Here is a 16,188-nt window from a genome sequence, read left to right on the forward strand (position 1 = left end):
CGCACCCTCCTCAGACCGCTTGGCGGAAACGGGTCGTCCGGTGCACCGGATCCGTGTCGATCTTCGGGATCACGTGCTCCCCGATCAGCCGGATCGTCTGCAGGGTCTCCTCCTTCGGGACCCCGACCGGCAGCCCGAAGGAGAGCTGGTCGGCGCCCGCCTGCTCCCAGCGCTTGCACTGGGTGAGCACCTCGTCCGGGTCGCCGCAGATCAACAGCTCCTCCTCGATGAGGAGTTCGACGAACTCGGCGTTGTACTCGGGGAGCGTCTCCGGCCAGACGGGGAAGCCCTCGGGGCGCGGGAAGGTGTCGTGGTAGCGGAAGACGAGGGAGGGCAGGTAGTGCAGCTCGCCGGCGACCGCGATCCGTATCGCCTCCTCGTGCGTCGGCGCGCAGATGGCGGTGGTCGTCACCATCACGTTGTCGTTGACGAAGGCCCCGACGGGCTCGGCGTCCACGATGGCGGTCTTGTACTGCTGGAGCACCCACTCCATGTCGGAGACCTTCTGCACGCTGAAGCCGAGCACGCCCAGGCCCTTGCGGGCGGCCATGGCGTACGAGGGCGGCGACCCGGCGGCGTACCACATGGCGGGGTGCGCCTTCCCGTACGGCTTGGGGAGCACCTTGCGGGGCGGGAGCTGCCAGTGCTTGCCCTGGAACCCGACGTACTCCTCCTGGAGCCACATCTTCGGGAACTCGGCGATGGTCTCTTCCCAGATCTCCTTGGTGTAGTTCATGTCGGTGATGCCGGGGAGGAAGCCGAGGATCTCGTGGCTGCCCGCGCCGCGACCGCTGCCGAACTCGAAGCGGTTCTCGCTGAGGTGGTCGAGCATGGCGACCTTCTCGGCGACCTTCACCGGGTGGTTGACCTGGGCGAGCGGGTTGAAGATGCCCGAGCCGAGGTGGATGCGGTCCGTGGCGTGGGCGAGATAGCCGAGGTAGACGTCGTTCGCCGAGAGGTGCGAGTACTCCTCCAGGAAGTGGTGCTCGGACGCCCAGGCGTACTTGAAGCCGGACTTGTCCGCCTGGATGACGTACTCGGTCTCCTCCATCAGCGCCTTGTGCTCCGCGAGCGGGTCGGTCTCGGCGCGCTTGCCCACGTATCCCTGTACAAAGAGCCCGAATTCCAAGGAGGTTCACCGTCCCCAGTATGTTTCTGACTATCCGTCAGATTGGCTTGCCGCCGACTGTTGCACCATGGGCCTGCACCGTCAATACCTGACTGCCCGTCAGATCACGCTGACCCCCGCCAGCCACCCCCCGTCGATCACGAACGGCTGCCCGGTGATGTACGAGGAGTCCTCGGAGGTCAGGAACAGGGCGAGCCGGGCGACCTCCTCGGGCCTGCCCACCCGCCCGAGCGGCACGAGCTTGCTGTACAGCTCGTCCAGGGCCCTGGTCATCTCCTCGGGATCGGCCGTCGGGTCGAGCTGGGCCGGGTTCGACATGGCGGTGTCGACGGCGCCCGGGCAGATGGCGTTGACCCGTATCCGCTGGTGCGCCAGCTCCAGGGCGGCGACCCGGGTGAGGCCGAGGATGGCGTGCTTGGTCGCCGTGTACGTGCCCACGGCCGCCATCCCGGTCATCGCGGTGTACGAGGCGGTGTTGACGATCGTGCCCCCGCCGGCCGCGGCGATCTCCCCCGCGACGGTCTTGATGCCGAGGAAGCAGCCGACCTGGTTGACCTGGACGACCTGGAGGAACTCGTCCAACGGGGTGTCGACGAGGGCGTTGAAGCGCAGGATGCCCGCGTTGTTGACCAGCCCGTCGATCCGCCCGTACGCGCCCTTCACGGCGGCGACGGCGGCCGCCCAGTCGTCCTCCCGGCCCACGTCGAGGTGGACGTAGAGCGCGTCCAGTTCCTTGGCCACGTCCTCGCCCCGGTCGTCGAGCACGTCCGCGACGACGACCCTGGCACCCTCCGCGGCGAACAGCCGCGCCTCCTGCTCGCCCTGCCCGCGCGCCGCCCCGGTGACGATGACGACGCGTCCGTCCAGCTTGCCCATGCCGTGACTCCCTGGTTGAGGTGAGGTGCGATCCGGTTGAGTTGGGGTGCGGTCTGGTTGAGTTGGGGTGCGGTCTAGTCGAGGTGGGGTGCGGTCTAGTCGAGGTGGGGCGCGACGTCGGCGCCGAACGCCGTGATCTGGTCGACGAGTTCACTCAGCCCCCGCGCCCGGAACCGCACCTGGATCTGGTGCACCCCCATCGCCCGGTACGCCCGCAACGACTCGGCGACCGCCTCCGGGGCCCCGCTCACGGTGCGCCGCCCGACGTGCCAGTCCGGCGTGCCGACGTACAGGGGCTCGGTGATGGCCCCGACGACGAGAGGCGCGGAGATCCCCGCCTCCTCCCTGATCCGGTACAGGCGGGCGATCTGCTCCGGCAGCCGCTCGCGCGGATCCCCCTGCGGCAGCCAGCCGTCACCCCGCAGCGCGGCCCGGCGCACGGCGGCGGGCGAGGAGCCGCCCACCCACACGGGCACGCGCTCCTGCGCGGGCCGGGGTCGCTGCCCGAGCCCTTCGAAGTCGTACAGCTTCCCGTGGTGCACGGGGAACTCGTCCGCCCCCAGGGCAGCGCGCAGCGCGTCGATGGACTCGTCGAGTACCGCCCCCCGCCGAGCGAAGTCGGCGCCCACCGCCTCGAACTCCTCCGCCACGTGCCCGGCGCCGACCCCGAGGATCAGCCGCCCGCCGGAGAGGTGGTCGAGGGTCGCGTACTGCTTGGCCGTGACCAGCGGATGCCGCAGCCCGACAACGGCGACATGACTGAGCAGCCGTACGCGCTCGGTCACGCCCGCGAGATAGGCGAGGGTGGCGACGGGGTCGTACCAGATCGTGCTCATGGCGTCCGCGAGACGGCGCGGGACGGCCACGTGGTCGCAGCTCGCCACGTAGGCGAAGCCGGCACGGTCGGCGGCGCGGGCGACCGCGACGAGCTCGCCGGGACCGGCGTCCGCCTCCCAGGGTTCCGCGTAGAGGGTGCTCTGGGACTGGATCGGGAGCTGCATCCCGTAGAGCAGGGGCGAGGGGTCCGACGGTGCCCTGTTCGACGGGGAATGGTGCGATGAAGACTCGTTCAACGGGGGCTGGTTCGGCGGGGACTGGTTCATCGGGGGCCTCCCGGCCCGGGCCACAGCCCGTCCTCCGTCAGCCCCAGCAGCTCGATGGCGTTGCCCCGGACGATCCGCTCCACCACGTCCGCGTCCAGATGCCCCATCTGGGCCTCGCCGACCTCGCGGGACTTGGGCCAGGTGGAGTCGGAGTGGGGGTAGTCGGTCTCGTAGAGGACGTTCGGGACCCCGATGGCGTCGAGGTTCCGCAGGCCGAACGCGTCGTCGAAGAAGCAGCCGTAGACGTGGTCGGCGAAGAGTTCGGACGGCGGGCGGTGGACCTTGTCGGCGACGCCGCCCCAGCCGCGGTTCTCCTCCCAGACCACGTCGGCGCGCTCCAGGATGTAGGGGATCCAGCCGATCTGGCCCTCCGCGTACATGACCTTGAGGTTCGGGAAGCGTTCGAACTTGCCGCTCATCAGCCAGTCGACCATCGAGAAGCAGCAGTTGGCGAAGGTGATGGTGGAGCCGACGGCGGGCGGCGCGTCGGCCGAGGTCGAGGGCATCCTGCTGCTGGAGCCGATGTGCATGGCGACGACCGTGCCGGTCTCGTCGCAGGCGGCGAGGAAGGGGTCCCAGTCGTCGGTGTGGACGGAGGGGAGTCCGAGGTGGGGCGGGATCTCGGAGAAGGCGACCGCGCGGACGCCACGGGCGGCGTTGCGGCGCACTTCCGCGGCGGCGAGTTCCGGGTCCCAGAGGGGGACGAGGGTGAGCGGGACGAGCCGGCCGTGGGCCGCCGGGCCGCACCACTCCTCCACCATCCAGTCGTTGTAGGCCTTCACTCCGAGCAGGCCCAGTTCACGGTCCTTGGCCTCGGTGAAGGTCTGGCCGCAAAAGCGCGGGAAGGTGGGGAAACAGAGCGCGGACTGGACGTGGTTGACGTCCATGTCGGCAAGACGCTGGGGGACGTCGTACGAGCCGGGTCGCATCTGCTCGTACGTGATGATCTCCAGCCGTATCTCGTCCCTGTCGTAGCCGACGGCGGTGTCGAGGCGGGTGAGGGGCCGGTGCAGGTCCTCGTAGACCCACCAGTCGCCGATGGGTCCGTCGTCGCCGGGGCCGCCCATCACCGGGGCGAACCTGCCGCCGAGGAAGGTCATCTCCTTCAGCGGCGCGCGGACGATGCGGGGTCCGGTGTCCTGGTATTTCGCGGGGAGGCGGTCGCGCCAGACGCCGGGTGGCTCCACGGTGTGGTCGTCCACGGAGATGATCTTCGGGAACGGGGTCGTGGACGCCTGGGCGGCCTCAGTGGTCCTCGTGGTCTCCATACGGCTCACGGTAGCGCCGATCTGACGACCCGTCAGCTATCCGTAAGCCACCCATCGGCTGTCCGCCGCCAACCCATCGGCTGCCCGCCGCCACCTCATCGCCTCCCCGTCGCCGACTCGTCGGCCGCCCGCGCCGCCGCCGTACGCCCCCGCACGCCTCTGGAATGGGCGGCTCTGTGCGGAGATGTGCGCAGAGGTTGTGAGAGCCCTGTGATTCCCCGTGCCTGTACGGTGTGCGCGCCTGTGATCGCCGTCTCGCACGGCTGACGCATCCGCCATGAACAAGGCAAACTGGCCTCGTAGAACTGACGGTTCGGCAGGGGGACGGCGATGGACGGTGTACCGCGAGTGCCGGAGCAGCGACGTGCCGGGGAATCGGCGGCGTTGCGCTTCAGCGTGCTCGGCCCGGTGCGCGCCTGGCGCGGCGAGGATTCCTTGCCCACGGGGTCCCCGCAGCAACGCGCCCTGCTGGCGGCGCTGCTGCTGCGGGAGGGCCGGACGGCCACGTCCGGCGAGCTGATCGACGCCCTGTGGGGCGAGGAGTCCCCGCCCCAGGCGCTGGCCGCCGTGCGGACGTACGCCTCCCGGCTCCGCAAGGCCCTGGACCCCGGCGTCCTGATCAGCGAGTCCGGCGGCTATGCGATCCGGCTGGCCGCGAGCGACAGCTCCCTCGACCTCGCCGAGGCCCAGGAACTCGCCGCCGACGCCGAGAAGGCCAAGCACTCCGGCGACCTGTGCTCCGCCCGCGACCTGCTGAACCGGGTGCTGGGCCTGTGGGACGGGGAGCCGCTGGCGAGCGTGCCCGGGCCGTACGCGGAGACGCAGCGCGCTCGTCTGGAGGAGTGGCGTCTCCAACTCCTCGAATCCCGCCTCGACATGGACCTGGAGCAGGGCTGCCACGCGGAGGCGGTCTCCGAACTCACCGCCCTGACCGCGGCGCACCCCCTGCGCGAGCGGCTGCGCGAACTGCTGATGCTCGCCCTGTACCGCAGCGGGCGGCAGGCCGAGGCGCTCGCCGTGTACGCCGACACGCGCCGCCTCCTCGCCGACGAGCTCGGCGTGGACCCGCGCCCGGGCCTGAAGGAGCTCCAGCAGCGGATCCTCCAGGCCGACCCGGGTCTCGCGGAACCCTCGGCTCCGGCGGCCGAGCCCGCCGCGGCGCCGGTCCGCCCGGCCCAACTCCCCGCGACGGTCACGGACTTCACGGGGCGCGCGTCCTTCGTCGAGGAACTGAGTGACGTCCTGGCCTCCGCGTCCTCCGCCGAGGGCGAGGGCCAGGTCATGGCCGTCTCGGCGCTCGCGGGCATCGGCGGCGTCGGCAAGACGACCCTCGCCGTGCACGTGGCCCATCAGGCGCGCGCGGCGTTCCCCGACGGGCAGCTGTACGTCGACCTGCAGGGCGCGGGCCAGCGGGCGGCGGAGCCGGAGACGGTCCTCGGCGCGTTCCTGCGTGCCCTGGGCACGGCGGACTCCTCCATCCCCGACTCCCTGGAGGAGCGCTCGGCGCTCTACCGCTCGGTCCTGGACGGCCGCCGGGTCCTGGTCCTCCTGGACAACGCCCGCGACGCGGCCCAGGTCCGCCCGCTCCTGCCCGGCACGGAGGGCTGCGCGGCCCTCGTCACGTCCCGGGTGCGGATGGTGGACCTGGCGGGCGCCCACCTGGTCGACCTCGACGTGATGTCCCCGGAGGAGGCCCTCCAGCTCTTCACGAAGATCGTCGGCGAGGAGCGGGTGGCGTCGGAGCGCGAGGCGGCCCTCGATGTCGTCGCGGCCTGCGGCTTCCTCCCCCTCGCCATCCGCATCGCGGCCTCCCGGCTGGCCGCCCGCCGCACCTGGACGGTCTCGGTCCTGGCGGCGAAGCTCGGCGACGAGCGCCGCCGCCTCGACGAGCTCCAGGCCGGCGACCTCGCGGTCAAGGCCACCTTCGAACTCGGCTACGGCCAGCTCGAGCCGGCCCAGGCCCGCGCCTTCCGCCTGCTGGGCCTGGCCGACGGCCCCGACATCTCCCTGGCCGCCGCGGCCGCCGTCCTCGACCTCCCCATCGACGACACCGAGGACCTCCTCGAATCCCTCGTCGACACCTCCCTCCTGGAATCCGCCGCCCCCGGCCGCTACCGCTACCACGACCTCGTACGCCTCTACGCCCGCGCCTGCGCCGAACGCGACGAACAGCCCCCGAGCGAACGCGACGCGGCGATGTCACGCCTCCTGGACTTCTACTTGGCCACAGCCGCCGGGGTGTACGCGATCGAACGCCCCGGGGACCGGTTGGTGGACCATCTGGAGCCGACCTCGACCACCGGCCTGACCTTCTCGAACCGACAGGCCTCCTGGGACTGGCTCTACTCCGAGGCCGTGCCGCTCCTCGCCTGCGTACGGCAGTCGGCCCACGGAGGCACGCTGCGACGCGCGATCGACCTGCTGTGGGCCGCGGTCGACCTGGCGGAGTCGGGGGCCAACTCGAAGGAGTACGAGGCGACAGCCACGGTCCTGCGCGATGCCGCCCGCGCGGCTTCGGACGTGCACGCGGAAGGGCGGGCCTGCGTCGTACTGAGCAACGCACGTCTGTTCTCGGGCGTGTTCGACCAGGCGTACCGAGAGGCCCAGCAGGCACTCCAGCTCGCCGAAGCGTCCGAGGATCCGCTCCCCTGCTGCTGGGCGGCGAACATCCTCGGAAGCATCGCCTTCTATCAGAAGCGCTACGAGGACGCCGAGGGGTACTTCAGCCGGGCCATCGAGGAGTTCCGCCGTTGCGGCGACCTGGCGGGGTCGGCGAGCCCACTGTGCAACCTGTCCCGCCTGCACCTGGCGACGGGACGCGCCGACAGCGCCGTCGTCCTCGCGGGCCAGGGCACGGAGATCTACGAGACCTTGGGGCACTCCCTACGCGTGGCCAACGGCCGTTACGCCCTCGGCATGGCGCTGGGCAAGAGCGGTCAGTTCGCCGAGGCCACCGAACAGCTCGAAGAGGCGCTGCGGGTCTTCCGTGACAGCCGTCAGCGGCTGTGGGAGGGCATGGCGCTCTGCCGTCTCGCGGAGGTCGACCTGGACGCCCGCAAGCCCGCCCGGGCCGCCGGCAACGCCGAGATGGCGCTCACGGTGTTGCGGGGCATCGGCGGCGAGTGGCGGCGGGGCAACGTGCTGACCGTGCTCGGCAAGGCGCTGAGCGGGATCGGGCAGTCCGGGCGGGCCCAGGTCTGCTGGCACGAGGCCCTGGACATCTACGTGAAGTTGGACTCGCCGGAGGCCGCCGAGGTGCGCACGCTCCTCACCCCGGTCGCCGCCGCGTAGATCAGCCACGGCGTTCATCGTTCGTTTATCGCTGCCCGGCAGTCTCTTCGTTGTCGATCCGTCGCGTCGGGGGGCAGACGGACCGCCGGAAGGGTCGCCGCACCCGCGGTCTAGGGTGGGCGACCCGAGTGGCCCGCCCGGCCGTCCTCGGGGGAATGGCCGGGCGGGCCCCCACAGTCCGAAATGAACCACCAAGGGGAGGCAGCACCATGAGCGAGCTCGAGAACGACGACCCGATCGTCAAGCCCGACAACACCCACGTCACCGGCGGTGAGGACGGCGCAGACATCACGCCGATGAACACCCACGTGACCAGCAGCCCGATCAAGCCGCTGAACACCGTGGTCGCCGCCGAGGACGACGGCACGGTCACTCCGGACAACACCCACGTGACGTCCGAGCCGTCCTAGCACTTACACCACACGGGGATCGGCCGCGGCGGCGCGGAGGGGGAGCCGCCGCGGCCGACGTGTGTCCGGTGCATGGTTCAGGTCAACCCGTGGCGGGAACCGTTCGACCCTCTCGAACAATCGCCCCTCCAGCCACTGGCGTCACTTGGAGTTCGGAACTCCCCTCTCTCCAGGAGCTGGAACGACCCGCACCACGAAGGTCCTCGTGACTCTGGCTGTCGCAGCCGCTGCTGCTGGGGGGCTACTGCTCCAGCCTTCGCCGACCAGCACGCCCCGGTAGTCACGCCGCAGGACCAGCAGGCCACCATCGTGACCCCGCTGGAGTCGTACGATCTGCACGGGGCGATTGGCAGATTTGGGCCACCTACGCCGCCCGATCACCGCCAGATCACCCCACCGCAGCAGCCCCGCGTTGGCCCAATTCCGCCAATCCCCCACCTCGTCGACCGCGCCCACCCCGGTTATCCACAGGGGGGAATCGGCGGGGCGCCGCTCCGGGATCCTCGGAGGTGTGAAGCTGAGGGGGCTGGTCGAAGGGGGTGTCTTGCTCACCTCGCGTGCTCGGGAGGCCGGGTGGGCGCGGAGGTCGCTTCTTCGGGTGCTCGGGAGAGAGGGGTGGACCCGGGTTCAGGCCGGGGCCTGGATCGAGCCGGGCCGGGATGCGGACTTCGCCACTCGGCTGCGGGCCGTGCAGCTCCTCAAGCCGCGGCTCGTCGTGAGTCACCGTTCGGCGACCGCGCTCTGGCGGGTCGAGACGCTCACCCCTAGCGGCGAAGGGACCCTGGAGTTCATCGATCCCGACCTCACTCTCCGCAGCGGCGGGAAGGGCGTGCTCGTACACCGCATGCCGCTCGCCGAGGAAGACGTGGTCCGGCGGGAGGGCCTGCGCGTCACGAACGCCGGCCGTACGCTCGCCGACCTCCTCCGAGCCGGTCCCCGGGACGAGGCTCTCGTCGCCGTCGAGTCGGCCCTGACCTGGCGGAGGGTCGGAGGCGTCCGCCGCGCGCCCGTCACGACCGCCGCCCTGGTCTCCCTCGCGCTCGAAGCGCCCATGCGCGGAGCGGAAAGCGGCCGCCGCCGACTGAAGCTCGCCGATCCGGGCTCCGGCTCCCCCGCGGAGACCGTCGCGCGCCTGCGCCTGCACGACGCGGGCCTTCACCCCGAGAGCCAGGCCGAACTCCGTACGCCCGACGGCCGCCGCCGCTACCTGGACTTCCTGTTCCGAGCTGAGGGGCTGGCCGTCGAGATCGAGGGGTACGCGTACCACGGCTCACGCGAGTCGCACCGCCAGGATGTCGCCCGCTTCAACCAGGTCCTCCAGTGCCCGGAGGTGCGTCTCCTCCTCCGCTACACCGCCGCGGATGTCTTCCACCGTCCCGCGATCGTGATCGAGGAGGTCCGCGCCGCGCTCTCCCGGCTCCGCGAGCGCGAGCGCAAACCGTGATCGCAAGCTCGAGCAAGACTCAGGAACCCCGCGCCGTAGCTTCAGAAGCTCCCGGACCGCAACTCCCCCTTCACCACCTTCCCGCTGGCGTTCCGTGGGAGCTTCGTGACGAACTCCACCACCCGCGGGACCTTGTAGTTCGCCATCTCGCGCCGCGACCAGGCGATGAGGTCGTCGGAGGTGAGGGCGGATTCCGGGCGGCGGACCACGTAGGCCTTGCCGACCTCGCCCAGGCGGTCGTCGGGTACGCCGATGACCGCCACGTCCGCGATGTCCGGGTGGAGGCCGAGGAGTTGTTCTATCTCGGCGGGGTAGCCGTTGAAGCCGCCGACGATGAACATGTCCTTGATGCGGTCGGTGATGCGGAGGTTGCCCGCCGGGTCCAGGACGCCCACGTCGCCGGTGTGCAGCCAGCCGTCGGGGGTCAGGACGCGGGCGGTCTCCTCGGCGTCCTCGAAGTAGCCCCGCATCACGTTGAAGCCGCGGACCAGCACCTCACCCGGGGTGCCCGTGGGCGCATCCACTCGCACCTCCACGCCCGGGATGGCCCGGCCCGAGGTCGACGCGATCACCGACGACGGGTCGCCCCGGCGGCACATCGTCACGAATCCGCTGGCCTCCGAGAGGCCGTACGCGGTCAGGACCGTCTCCACGCCCAGTTCGGTGCGCAGGCGTTCCACCAGGCGCAGCGGGACCACGGCCGCTCCCGTGACCACCAGCCGCAGCGTCGACAGGTCGTACGACGCCCGCGCCGGGTGGTCCAGGAGGGACTGGTGGAGGGTCGGTGGGCCCGGCAGGACCGTGACCCGCTCGGACGCGATGTTCGCCAGCACCGTGTCCACGTCGAACACCGGCTGCGGGATCATCGTCGCGCCCCGCATCAGACAGGCGAGCACCCCGGCCTTGTAGCCGAAGGTGTGGAAGAAGGGGTTCACGATCAGATAGCGGTCCTCCCGGCGCAGACCGGCCAGCTCGCACCACACCTCGTACGCCCGCAGGCTCTGCGCGTGTGTGATCACGGCGCCCTTGGGCCGGCCCGTCGTGCCCGAGGTGAAGACGATGTCCGACGGGGCGGATCCGAGTAAGGCCGCTGCCCGTTCCCGTACCTCCGCCGCCCCGACGCCTTCCCCGTCCGCCAGGAAGTCCTTCCAGGTGCGGAAGTCGGCGGGGGCGTCGTCCGCCAGTACCACCACCTGTTCGAGGTGCGGGAGTCCGGGGAGGGGGCCGTCTCCGGCGCCCTCCCCCGCCTCCGCCCTCTCCCCCGCCGCCCGTCGCAGCGACGCCACGTACGACGTCCCCAGGAACGTCCCCGTCACGAACAGCAGCCGCGCGCGGCTCCGGGACAGTACGTACGCCGCCTCGGTGCCCTTGAAGCGGGTGTTGAGCGGGACGAGCACCGCGCCCGCCGACACCGCGCCGAGGGCGGAGACGATCCAGTCCAGGGTGTTCGGCGCCCAGATGGCGACGCGGTCGCCGAGCCGGACCCCGTTCGCGAGGCAGGCGGCCGCCGCGCGTTCGACGCGGGCGCCCAGCTCGGCGTAGGAGATCCGCGTACGGCCCTCGACGACGGCCTCGCGGTCCGCGAAACGCGTCGCCGCCGACCGCATCAGCCCCGGGATGCCGCCCCGTTCCAGGTCTCCGCGCATCTCACGCCTCCCGTAGCCACGAACCCACTAGCTGACTACCCGTCAGATTAGCTGTAGCCTGACGGCCTGTCAGCAGTCGGGCCCTTCCGTGGAGGTGCACCCATGCCGGGGATCAAGGACGCCACCGCCGTCGTCGGCATCGGTCAGACCCCCTTCGCCAAGCAACTCCCCGAGTCCGAGAAGACCTTGGCCTGCCGCGCGATCCTCGCCGCCCTCGACGACGCCGGAATCGCGCCCTCCGAAGTCGACGGGCTCGCCTCGTACACCATGGAGGAGACCGACGAGGTGGAGGTCGCGAAGGCGGTCGGCCTCGGCGATCTCACCTTCTTCAGCAAGGTGGGCTACGGCGGCGGCGGCTCCTGCGCCACCGTCGCGCACCTCGCCGCCGCCGTCGCCACCGGCCAGGCGACGGTGGGCGTGGCCTGGCGGTCGCGGAAGCGGGGCAGCGGGCCCCGGCCGTGGAAGAACACCGCCGTCCAACTCCCCACCCCCGCCCAGTGGACGCGCCCCTTCGGGCTGCTCAGACCGGCCGACGAGATAGGCATGCTGGCCCGCCGCTACATGCACGAGTACGGCGCCACCCGCGACCACCTCTTCAACGTCGCCCTCGCCTGCCGCAACCGCGCCAACCAGAACCCCGGCGCGATGATGTACGAGCGCCCGCTGACCCGCGAGATGTACATGACCTCCCGCTGGATCAGCGAACCCCTGTGCCTCTTCGACAACTGCCTGGAGACGGACGGCGCGTTGGCCTGCGTGATCGTGTCCGCCGAGCGGGCCCGGGACTGCCGGCAGCGCCCCGTGTACGTCCACTCCGCCGCCCAGGGTCTGCCCGCCCAGCACCACGGCATGGTCAACTACTGGAACGACGACCCGCTCACAGGCCCCGCCTGGACCGCCGCCCGGCACCTGTGGAAACACGCCGATTTCACCCCGGACGACGTCGACGTGGCCCAGATCTACGACGCCTTCACCCCCCTCGTCCCGCTCTCCCTGGAGGGCTACGGCTTCTGCGGACGCGGCGAGGGCGCGGCCTACACGGAGGGCGGCGCCCTGGAGATAGGAGGCCGGCTGCCCCTCAACACCGGCGGGGGCGGACTCAGCGAGGCGTACGTCCACGGCTTCAACCTCATCAACGAGGGCGTGAAGCAGTTGCGGGGCACGAGCACCGCCCAGGTCCCCGGCGCCGCCACCTGCCTGGTCACGGCGGGGGAGGGCGTCCCCACCTCCGCGATCCTGCTGAGGAACTGAGGAGCCGAGATGACCGAGCCCCTTCTCACCCCCGTCCTCGACGACGACGGCGCGCCCTTCTGGGGGTACGCCGCCCAGGGCGAGCTACGGATCCAGGCGTGCGCCGACTGCGGCGAGCTGCGCTTCCCGCCCCGCCCCTGCTGTCCCCACTGCCGGTCCTTCGGCAGCGAGTGGCGGCGGATGAGCGGACTGGGCCGCGTCTGGTCGTACGTCGTCCCGCACCCGCCGCTGCTCCCGGCGTACGCGGCGCTGGTCCCGTACAACGCGATCGTCGTCGAACTCGCCGAGGCCTCGCACATCCGCCTGGTCGGCAACCTGGTCACGGCGCCGGGCGCCCCGCTCGGCTCCTTCCCCCCGGACCGGATCCGGATCGGGGCGCGGGTACGGGTGGTGTTCGGCGGGGAGGGGCTGCCGCAGTGGGTTCTGGACGGCCGGTCGTGAACGGCGGCGCGCTGCGGATCGCGGCCGACAAGGACACGGGCGTCGCGGTCCTGACCCTGGACCGCCCGGAGAAACTGAACGCCATCGACGAGGCCCTGGCCTCCGAACTCTCCACCGCCTGGCGGGCGTTGCGCTTCGACGACTCGGTACGGGCCGTCGTCCTCACGGGCGCGGGCGAACGGGCCTTCTCCACGGGCCTCGACCGCACCACCGAAACCCCCCAGCCCGCCTCCCCCTTCATGGTGGACGACCCGCTCCTGCGTATCGGCCCCAAGGCCAACGACCTGTGGAAACCGGTCGTCGCGGCCGTGCGGGGGATGGCGTGCGGAGGGGCCTTCTACCTCCTCGGGGAGGCGGAGTTCGTCGTCGCCGACGAGACCGCCACCTTCTTCGACCCGCACACGACGTACGGCATGGTCAGCGCGTACGAGTCGGTGTACGCGGCGCACCGGATGCCGTACGGGGAGGCGGCGCGGATGGCACTCATGGGGAACGCCGAACGGATGTCCGCGCGGCGGGCGTACGACATCGGGTGGGTGTCCGAACTCACCCCGCCCGGGGGCGCGTTGGAGGCCGCCGTCCGCTGCGCCGCGGTGATCGCCGCCTACCCCTCCGAGGGGGTGCAGGGCACCGTACGCGCCCTGTGGGCAGCGCACGAGGCGGCCCGCGCCCACGCTTTCGCCCAGGCGCCGCACCTCATCTCCCTGGGCAACCTGCCCCCGGCCCGACAGACGGAGTTGTTCTCCGCACGCCACCCGAACGGGTTCCGGGTGCGGTGATTCGGCTGCGGGTGGGTGGGGGCTGGTCGCGCAGTTCCCCGCGCCCCTAAAAGCCTCCGGCCGACCGGCGTTCCAGAGCAAGGCCGATGGGGCACCGGGGCGCAGCCCCGTGCCCCAGGGGCCCGGTCGCCCCTACGTCGTGCGGGCCGTCCCCGTCCCCTTCTCCGCGTCCAACGCGTACACGCACCGGTCCTTGCTGCACGCGTACACCACCCCGTCCTTGACCACCGGCGCACCGGTGATCTCCCCACCCGTCGCCAGCTTCCACCGGAGCCGCCCGTCGTCGGCCTTCAGGGTGTAGAGGAGATGGTCCGTCGAGCCGAAGTGGATGCGGCCCTCGGCGACCGCGGGCGCGCCCACGAGGTCGCCCCCGGCCTGGAAGCGCCACTTCGGGGTGCCGGTGACCGCGTCGAGGGTGTACAACCCCTTGCCGCTGCCGACGTGGACGTGGCCGGCCGCGACCAGGACGGGATCGATCGAGGAGCGGGCCTCGGTCGCGATGCGCCAGCGGTCGCGCCCGTCCGTCGCGTCGAGGGCGTACACCGTGCCGAGGTAGTCGGCGAGGTAGACGCCGCCTCCCGTGACCGCGGGGCCCGGCACGAAGGTCGGCGGGGAGAGGAAGACCGCGGGGGCCTCGAAGTGCCAGCGCACGTGCCCGCCGGCGACGTCGACGGCGAGGACGCGGGTGCCCGCGGAGATGTAAACGTAGCCGTCGGGAGCGGACGTGATCCGTACGGGTACGCCCCCGCACGACGCCGCGTCGCCGATCGGGTACGACCACCGCTCCTCACCCGTACGGGCCTCCAGGGCACGCAGCCGGGCGTCCTTCCAGACGTACACCGTGCCGTCGTGGACGGCGGGCCCGGCCTCCGGGGACTCGAAGTCGGTCTGGGCGCCGGTGATCTCCCAGAGTTTCTGGCCGTTGGAGGCCTCCCAGGCCTGGACGCCGCCCCCGCGTGTACCGGTGATGACGGTCCCGCGGTCGGCCTTCAGGGAGTACACCCAGGCGTCCGTGGACAGACGCCACAGGTCCGCGCCCTCCCGCGCGCTCAGGGCGAAGAGGGTGGGGCCGTCGGAGGCGTGGATGCGGCCGTCCGCGACCGCCATGGACCAGGCCACGTCCCGCGTCTTGAAGCGGCGGCGGCCGGTCGCGACGTCGAGGGCGTGGACTTCGAAGGAGGTGACGTAGACGAGGTCGTCCGCGACGGAGGGCGTGCCCCAGACGTCGTTCGACATGCGGAAGCGCCAGGGCCGCCAGCCGGACGGGGAGTCCGGGGCGGGCGGCGGAGCGACCGCCGGCGCGGGGTCGGCGCCGTTGACGCCGACGCGCGGCCGGGACCAGGAGGCGGCGAGTCCCGCCTCCGGAGGAGGTGCCTTCACGGCGGCGGCACGGGCGTCGGCGACGCGCGGCCCGGGGCCGATGGGCACCTGGCCGCCCGCGAGCCGCACGGGGCCGCTGTCGGGCGCTCCGACGGGCACGGGAGCGTGCGAGGGCGGCGGGGGCAGCGCGGGGCGTCCGCCACCGCTGCGACCGCCGGAGGACGGGGGCTTCACCGGCGGACGGCCCCCACGGCGTGACTCGATCAGGCCCACCGCCCGCTCGGGCAGCCAGGCCGACGCCGTACCGCTGTCGTCGGAGCCGGAGCCGAAGAGGTGGGGTGCCAACTGGGCCTGGAGGTCGGCGGGGTTGGGGCGGCCGGTCGCCTCCATCTGCATACAGGACTCGATGAGAGGGCGCAGCTCGTCCGGGAGGCCCTCCAGGTCGGGGCCCTCCCGCAGCAGCATGAAGACCGTCTCGACGGGGTTGGCGCCGTGGAAGGGCGCGTGCCCGGTGGCGGCGAACACCAGCATCGAGCCGAGCGAGAAGACATCGCTCGCGCCCGTCACGCTGCGCGAGTCCTTCGCCTGTTCGGGGGACATGTAGGCCGGGGTGCCGACGGCGACGTTCGTCATCGTCAAACGGGTGTTCGAGACACCGGAGGCGATACCGAAGTCGATGACCCGCGGCCCGTCCTCCACCACCAGCACGTTCGAGGGCTTCAGGTCGCGGTGGACGAGCCCGGCGCCGTGGATCGACTGCAGCGCCTCCGCGACGCCCGCCGCCAGCCAGCGCACCGCCTGGGCCGGCATCGGCCCGCACTCGTTCACTATTTCTTCGAGGGAGGGCGCCGGAACGTACGCGGTGGCCAGCCACGGCACGGCCGCGCGCGGGTCGGCGTCGACCACGGCCGCCGTATAGAAGCCGGAGACCGCTCGCGCGGCCTCCACCTCACGAGTGAAGCGGACCCGGAACAGCTGGTCCTCGGCGAGCTCGGTCCTGACCGTCTTGATCGCCACGCGTCGGCCCGAAGCCGAGCGCGCGAGATAGACCAGCCCCATGCCGCCGGCACCCAGCCGTCCCAGCACCTCGAACGGCCCGATCCGCCGCGGATCGTGCTGTGTCAGCTGATCCACCACTTGCCTGCCACCTCCCCGTACGAGCCACGTCATCCACGTATGAACGCAGCCCCGTGCAGCGTCTCACCACCGCACCGCCATGGCGGCACGCAC

The 16,188-nt window shown here is 71.8% G+C and carries 12 protein-coding genes; 6 read left to right on the forward strand and 6 right to left on the reverse strand.

Translation table 11 applies throughout. The features are described 5' to 3' along the window. Positions 1-10: 10 nt before the first annotated feature. The 4 genes from ACZ7M3_RS27795 to ACZ7M3_RS27810 form a co-directional block, all read right to left on the reverse strand. Entirely contained in the window at positions 11-1,129 is a 1,119-nt protein-coding gene (locus tag ACZ7M3_RS27795) for an LLM class flavin-dependent oxidoreductase (RefSeq protein ID WP_079065185.1), read from the reverse strand. Between the two features lie 99 nt (positions 1,130-1,228). Next, positions 1,229-2,005, reverse strand: coding sequence for an SDR family NAD(P)-dependent oxidoreductase (locus ACZ7M3_RS27800; protein WP_472066538.1), 777 nt, complete (start codon positions 2,003-2,005; stop codon positions 1,229-1,231). A 95-nt stretch (positions 2,006-2,100) separates the two neighbouring features. Beyond that, positions 2,101-3,006, reverse strand: a complete 906-nt coding sequence (locus ACZ7M3_RS27805; protein WP_095857985.1) for a TIGR03619 family F420-dependent LLM class oxidoreductase — start codon at positions 3,004-3,006, stop codon at positions 2,101-2,103. A gap of 98 nt (positions 3,007-3,104) precedes the next feature. After that, complete coding sequence (locus tag ACZ7M3_RS27810) at positions 3,105-4,376, reverse strand: amidohydrolase family protein (protein ID WP_143608407.1); 1,272 nt, start codon at positions 4,374-4,376, stop codon at positions 3,105-3,107. Between the two features lie 330 nt (positions 4,377-4,706). On the opposite strand from ACZ7M3_RS27810, the gene afsR reads away from it, so the two are divergent. The 3 genes from afsR (at position 4,707) to ACZ7M3_RS27825 (ending at position 9,521) form a co-directional block, all read left to right on the forward strand. Then, positions 4,707-7,667: an SARP-family global regulator AfsR gene (gene afsR / locus ACZ7M3_RS27815; protein ID WP_472066541.1), complete on the forward strand. Its 2,961-nt coding sequence runs from the start codon at positions 4,707-4,709 to the stop codon at positions 7,665-7,667. A gap of 209 nt (positions 7,668-7,876) precedes the next feature. Then, positions 7,877-8,077, forward strand: coding sequence for a hypothetical protein (locus tag ACZ7M3_RS27820; RefSeq protein ID WP_472066543.1), 201 nt, complete (start codon positions 7,877-7,879; stop codon positions 8,075-8,077). A 598-nt stretch (positions 8,078-8,675) separates the two neighbouring features. After that, complete coding sequence (locus tag ACZ7M3_RS27825; protein ID WP_472066545.1) at positions 8,676-9,521, forward strand: hypothetical protein; 846 nt, start codon at positions 8,676-8,678, stop codon at positions 9,519-9,521. 41 nt (positions 9,522-9,562) lie between these two features. Here ACZ7M3_RS27825 and ACZ7M3_RS27830 read toward each other — a convergent pair whose 3' ends face one another. Further along, positions 9,563-11,167, reverse strand: coding sequence for a FadD3 family acyl-CoA ligase (locus tag ACZ7M3_RS27830; RefSeq protein WP_472066547.1), 1,605 nt, complete (start codon positions 11,165-11,167; stop codon positions 9,563-9,565). 102 nt (positions 11,168-11,269) lie between these two features. On the opposite strand from ACZ7M3_RS27830, the gene ACZ7M3_RS27835 reads away from it, so the two are divergent. From ACZ7M3_RS27835 to ACZ7M3_RS27845, 3 genes are read left to right on the forward strand one after another with little or no spacing between them, the layout of a single operon-like run. After that, positions 11,270-12,418, forward strand: a complete 1,149-nt coding sequence (locus tag ACZ7M3_RS27835; protein WP_472066549.1) for a lipid-transfer protein — start codon at positions 11,270-11,272, stop codon at positions 12,416-12,418. Between the two features lie 9 nt (positions 12,419-12,427). Next, positions 12,428-12,859 carry a Zn-ribbon domain-containing OB-fold protein gene (locus ACZ7M3_RS27840; protein ID WP_472066551.1) on the forward strand — a complete coding sequence of 144 codons (432 nt, stop codon included), beginning with the start codon at positions 12,428-12,430 and terminating at the stop codon, positions 12,857-12,859. After that, complete coding sequence (locus ACZ7M3_RS27845; RefSeq protein ID WP_472066553.1) at positions 12,835-13,638, forward strand: enoyl-CoA hydratase/isomerase family protein; 804 nt, start codon at positions 12,835-12,837, stop codon at positions 13,636-13,638. The genes ACZ7M3_RS27840 and ACZ7M3_RS27845 overlap by 25 nt, the downstream gene beginning before the upstream one ends. A gap of 132 nt (positions 13,639-13,770) precedes the next feature. On the opposite strand, the gene ACZ7M3_RS27850 is transcribed toward ACZ7M3_RS27845, so the two are convergent. Then, complete coding sequence (locus ACZ7M3_RS27850) at positions 13,771-16,095, reverse strand: outer membrane protein assembly factor BamB family protein (protein WP_472066555.1); 2,325 nt, start codon at positions 16,093-16,095, stop codon at positions 13,771-13,773. Between the last annotated feature and the right edge of the window lie 93 nt (positions 16,096-16,188).

The organism is Streptomyces sp. NPDC111656, from assembly GCF_055656965.1.

What these genes read in the sequence shown, in the direction of transcription:
- ACZ7M3_RS27800 (WP_472066538.1), bottom strand. Translation starts at nt 2,005, where the DNA reads ATGGGCAAGCTGGACGGACGCGTCGTCATCGTCACCGGGGCGGCGCGC.
- ACZ7M3_RS27805 (WP_095857985.1), bottom strand. Translation starts at nt 3,006, where the DNA reads ATGCAGCTCCCGATCCAGTCCCAGAGCACCCTCTACGCGGAACCCTGG.
- ACZ7M3_RS27810 (WP_143608407.1), bottom strand. Translation starts at nt 4,376, where the DNA reads ATGGAGACCACGAGGACCACTGAGGCCGCCCAGGCGTCCACGACCCCG.
- afsR (WP_472066541.1), top strand. Translation starts at nt 4,707, where the DNA reads ATGGACGGTGTACCGCGAGTGCCGGAGCAGCGACGTGCCGGGGAATCG.
- ACZ7M3_RS27820 (WP_472066543.1), top strand. Translation starts at nt 7,877, where the DNA reads ATGAGCGAGCTCGAGAACGACGACCCGATCGTCAAGCCCGACAACACC.
- ACZ7M3_RS27830 (WP_472066547.1), bottom strand. Translation starts at nt 11,167, where the DNA reads ATGCGCGGAGACCTGGAACGGGGCGGCATCCCGGGGCTGATGCGGTCG.
- ACZ7M3_RS27835 (WP_472066549.1), top strand. Translation starts at nt 11,270, where the DNA reads ATGCCGGGGATCAAGGACGCCACCGCCGTCGTCGGCATCGGTCAGACC.
- ACZ7M3_RS27840 (WP_472066551.1), top strand. Translation starts at nt 12,428, where the DNA reads ATGACCGAGCCCCTTCTCACCCCCGTCCTCGACGACGACGGCGCGCCC.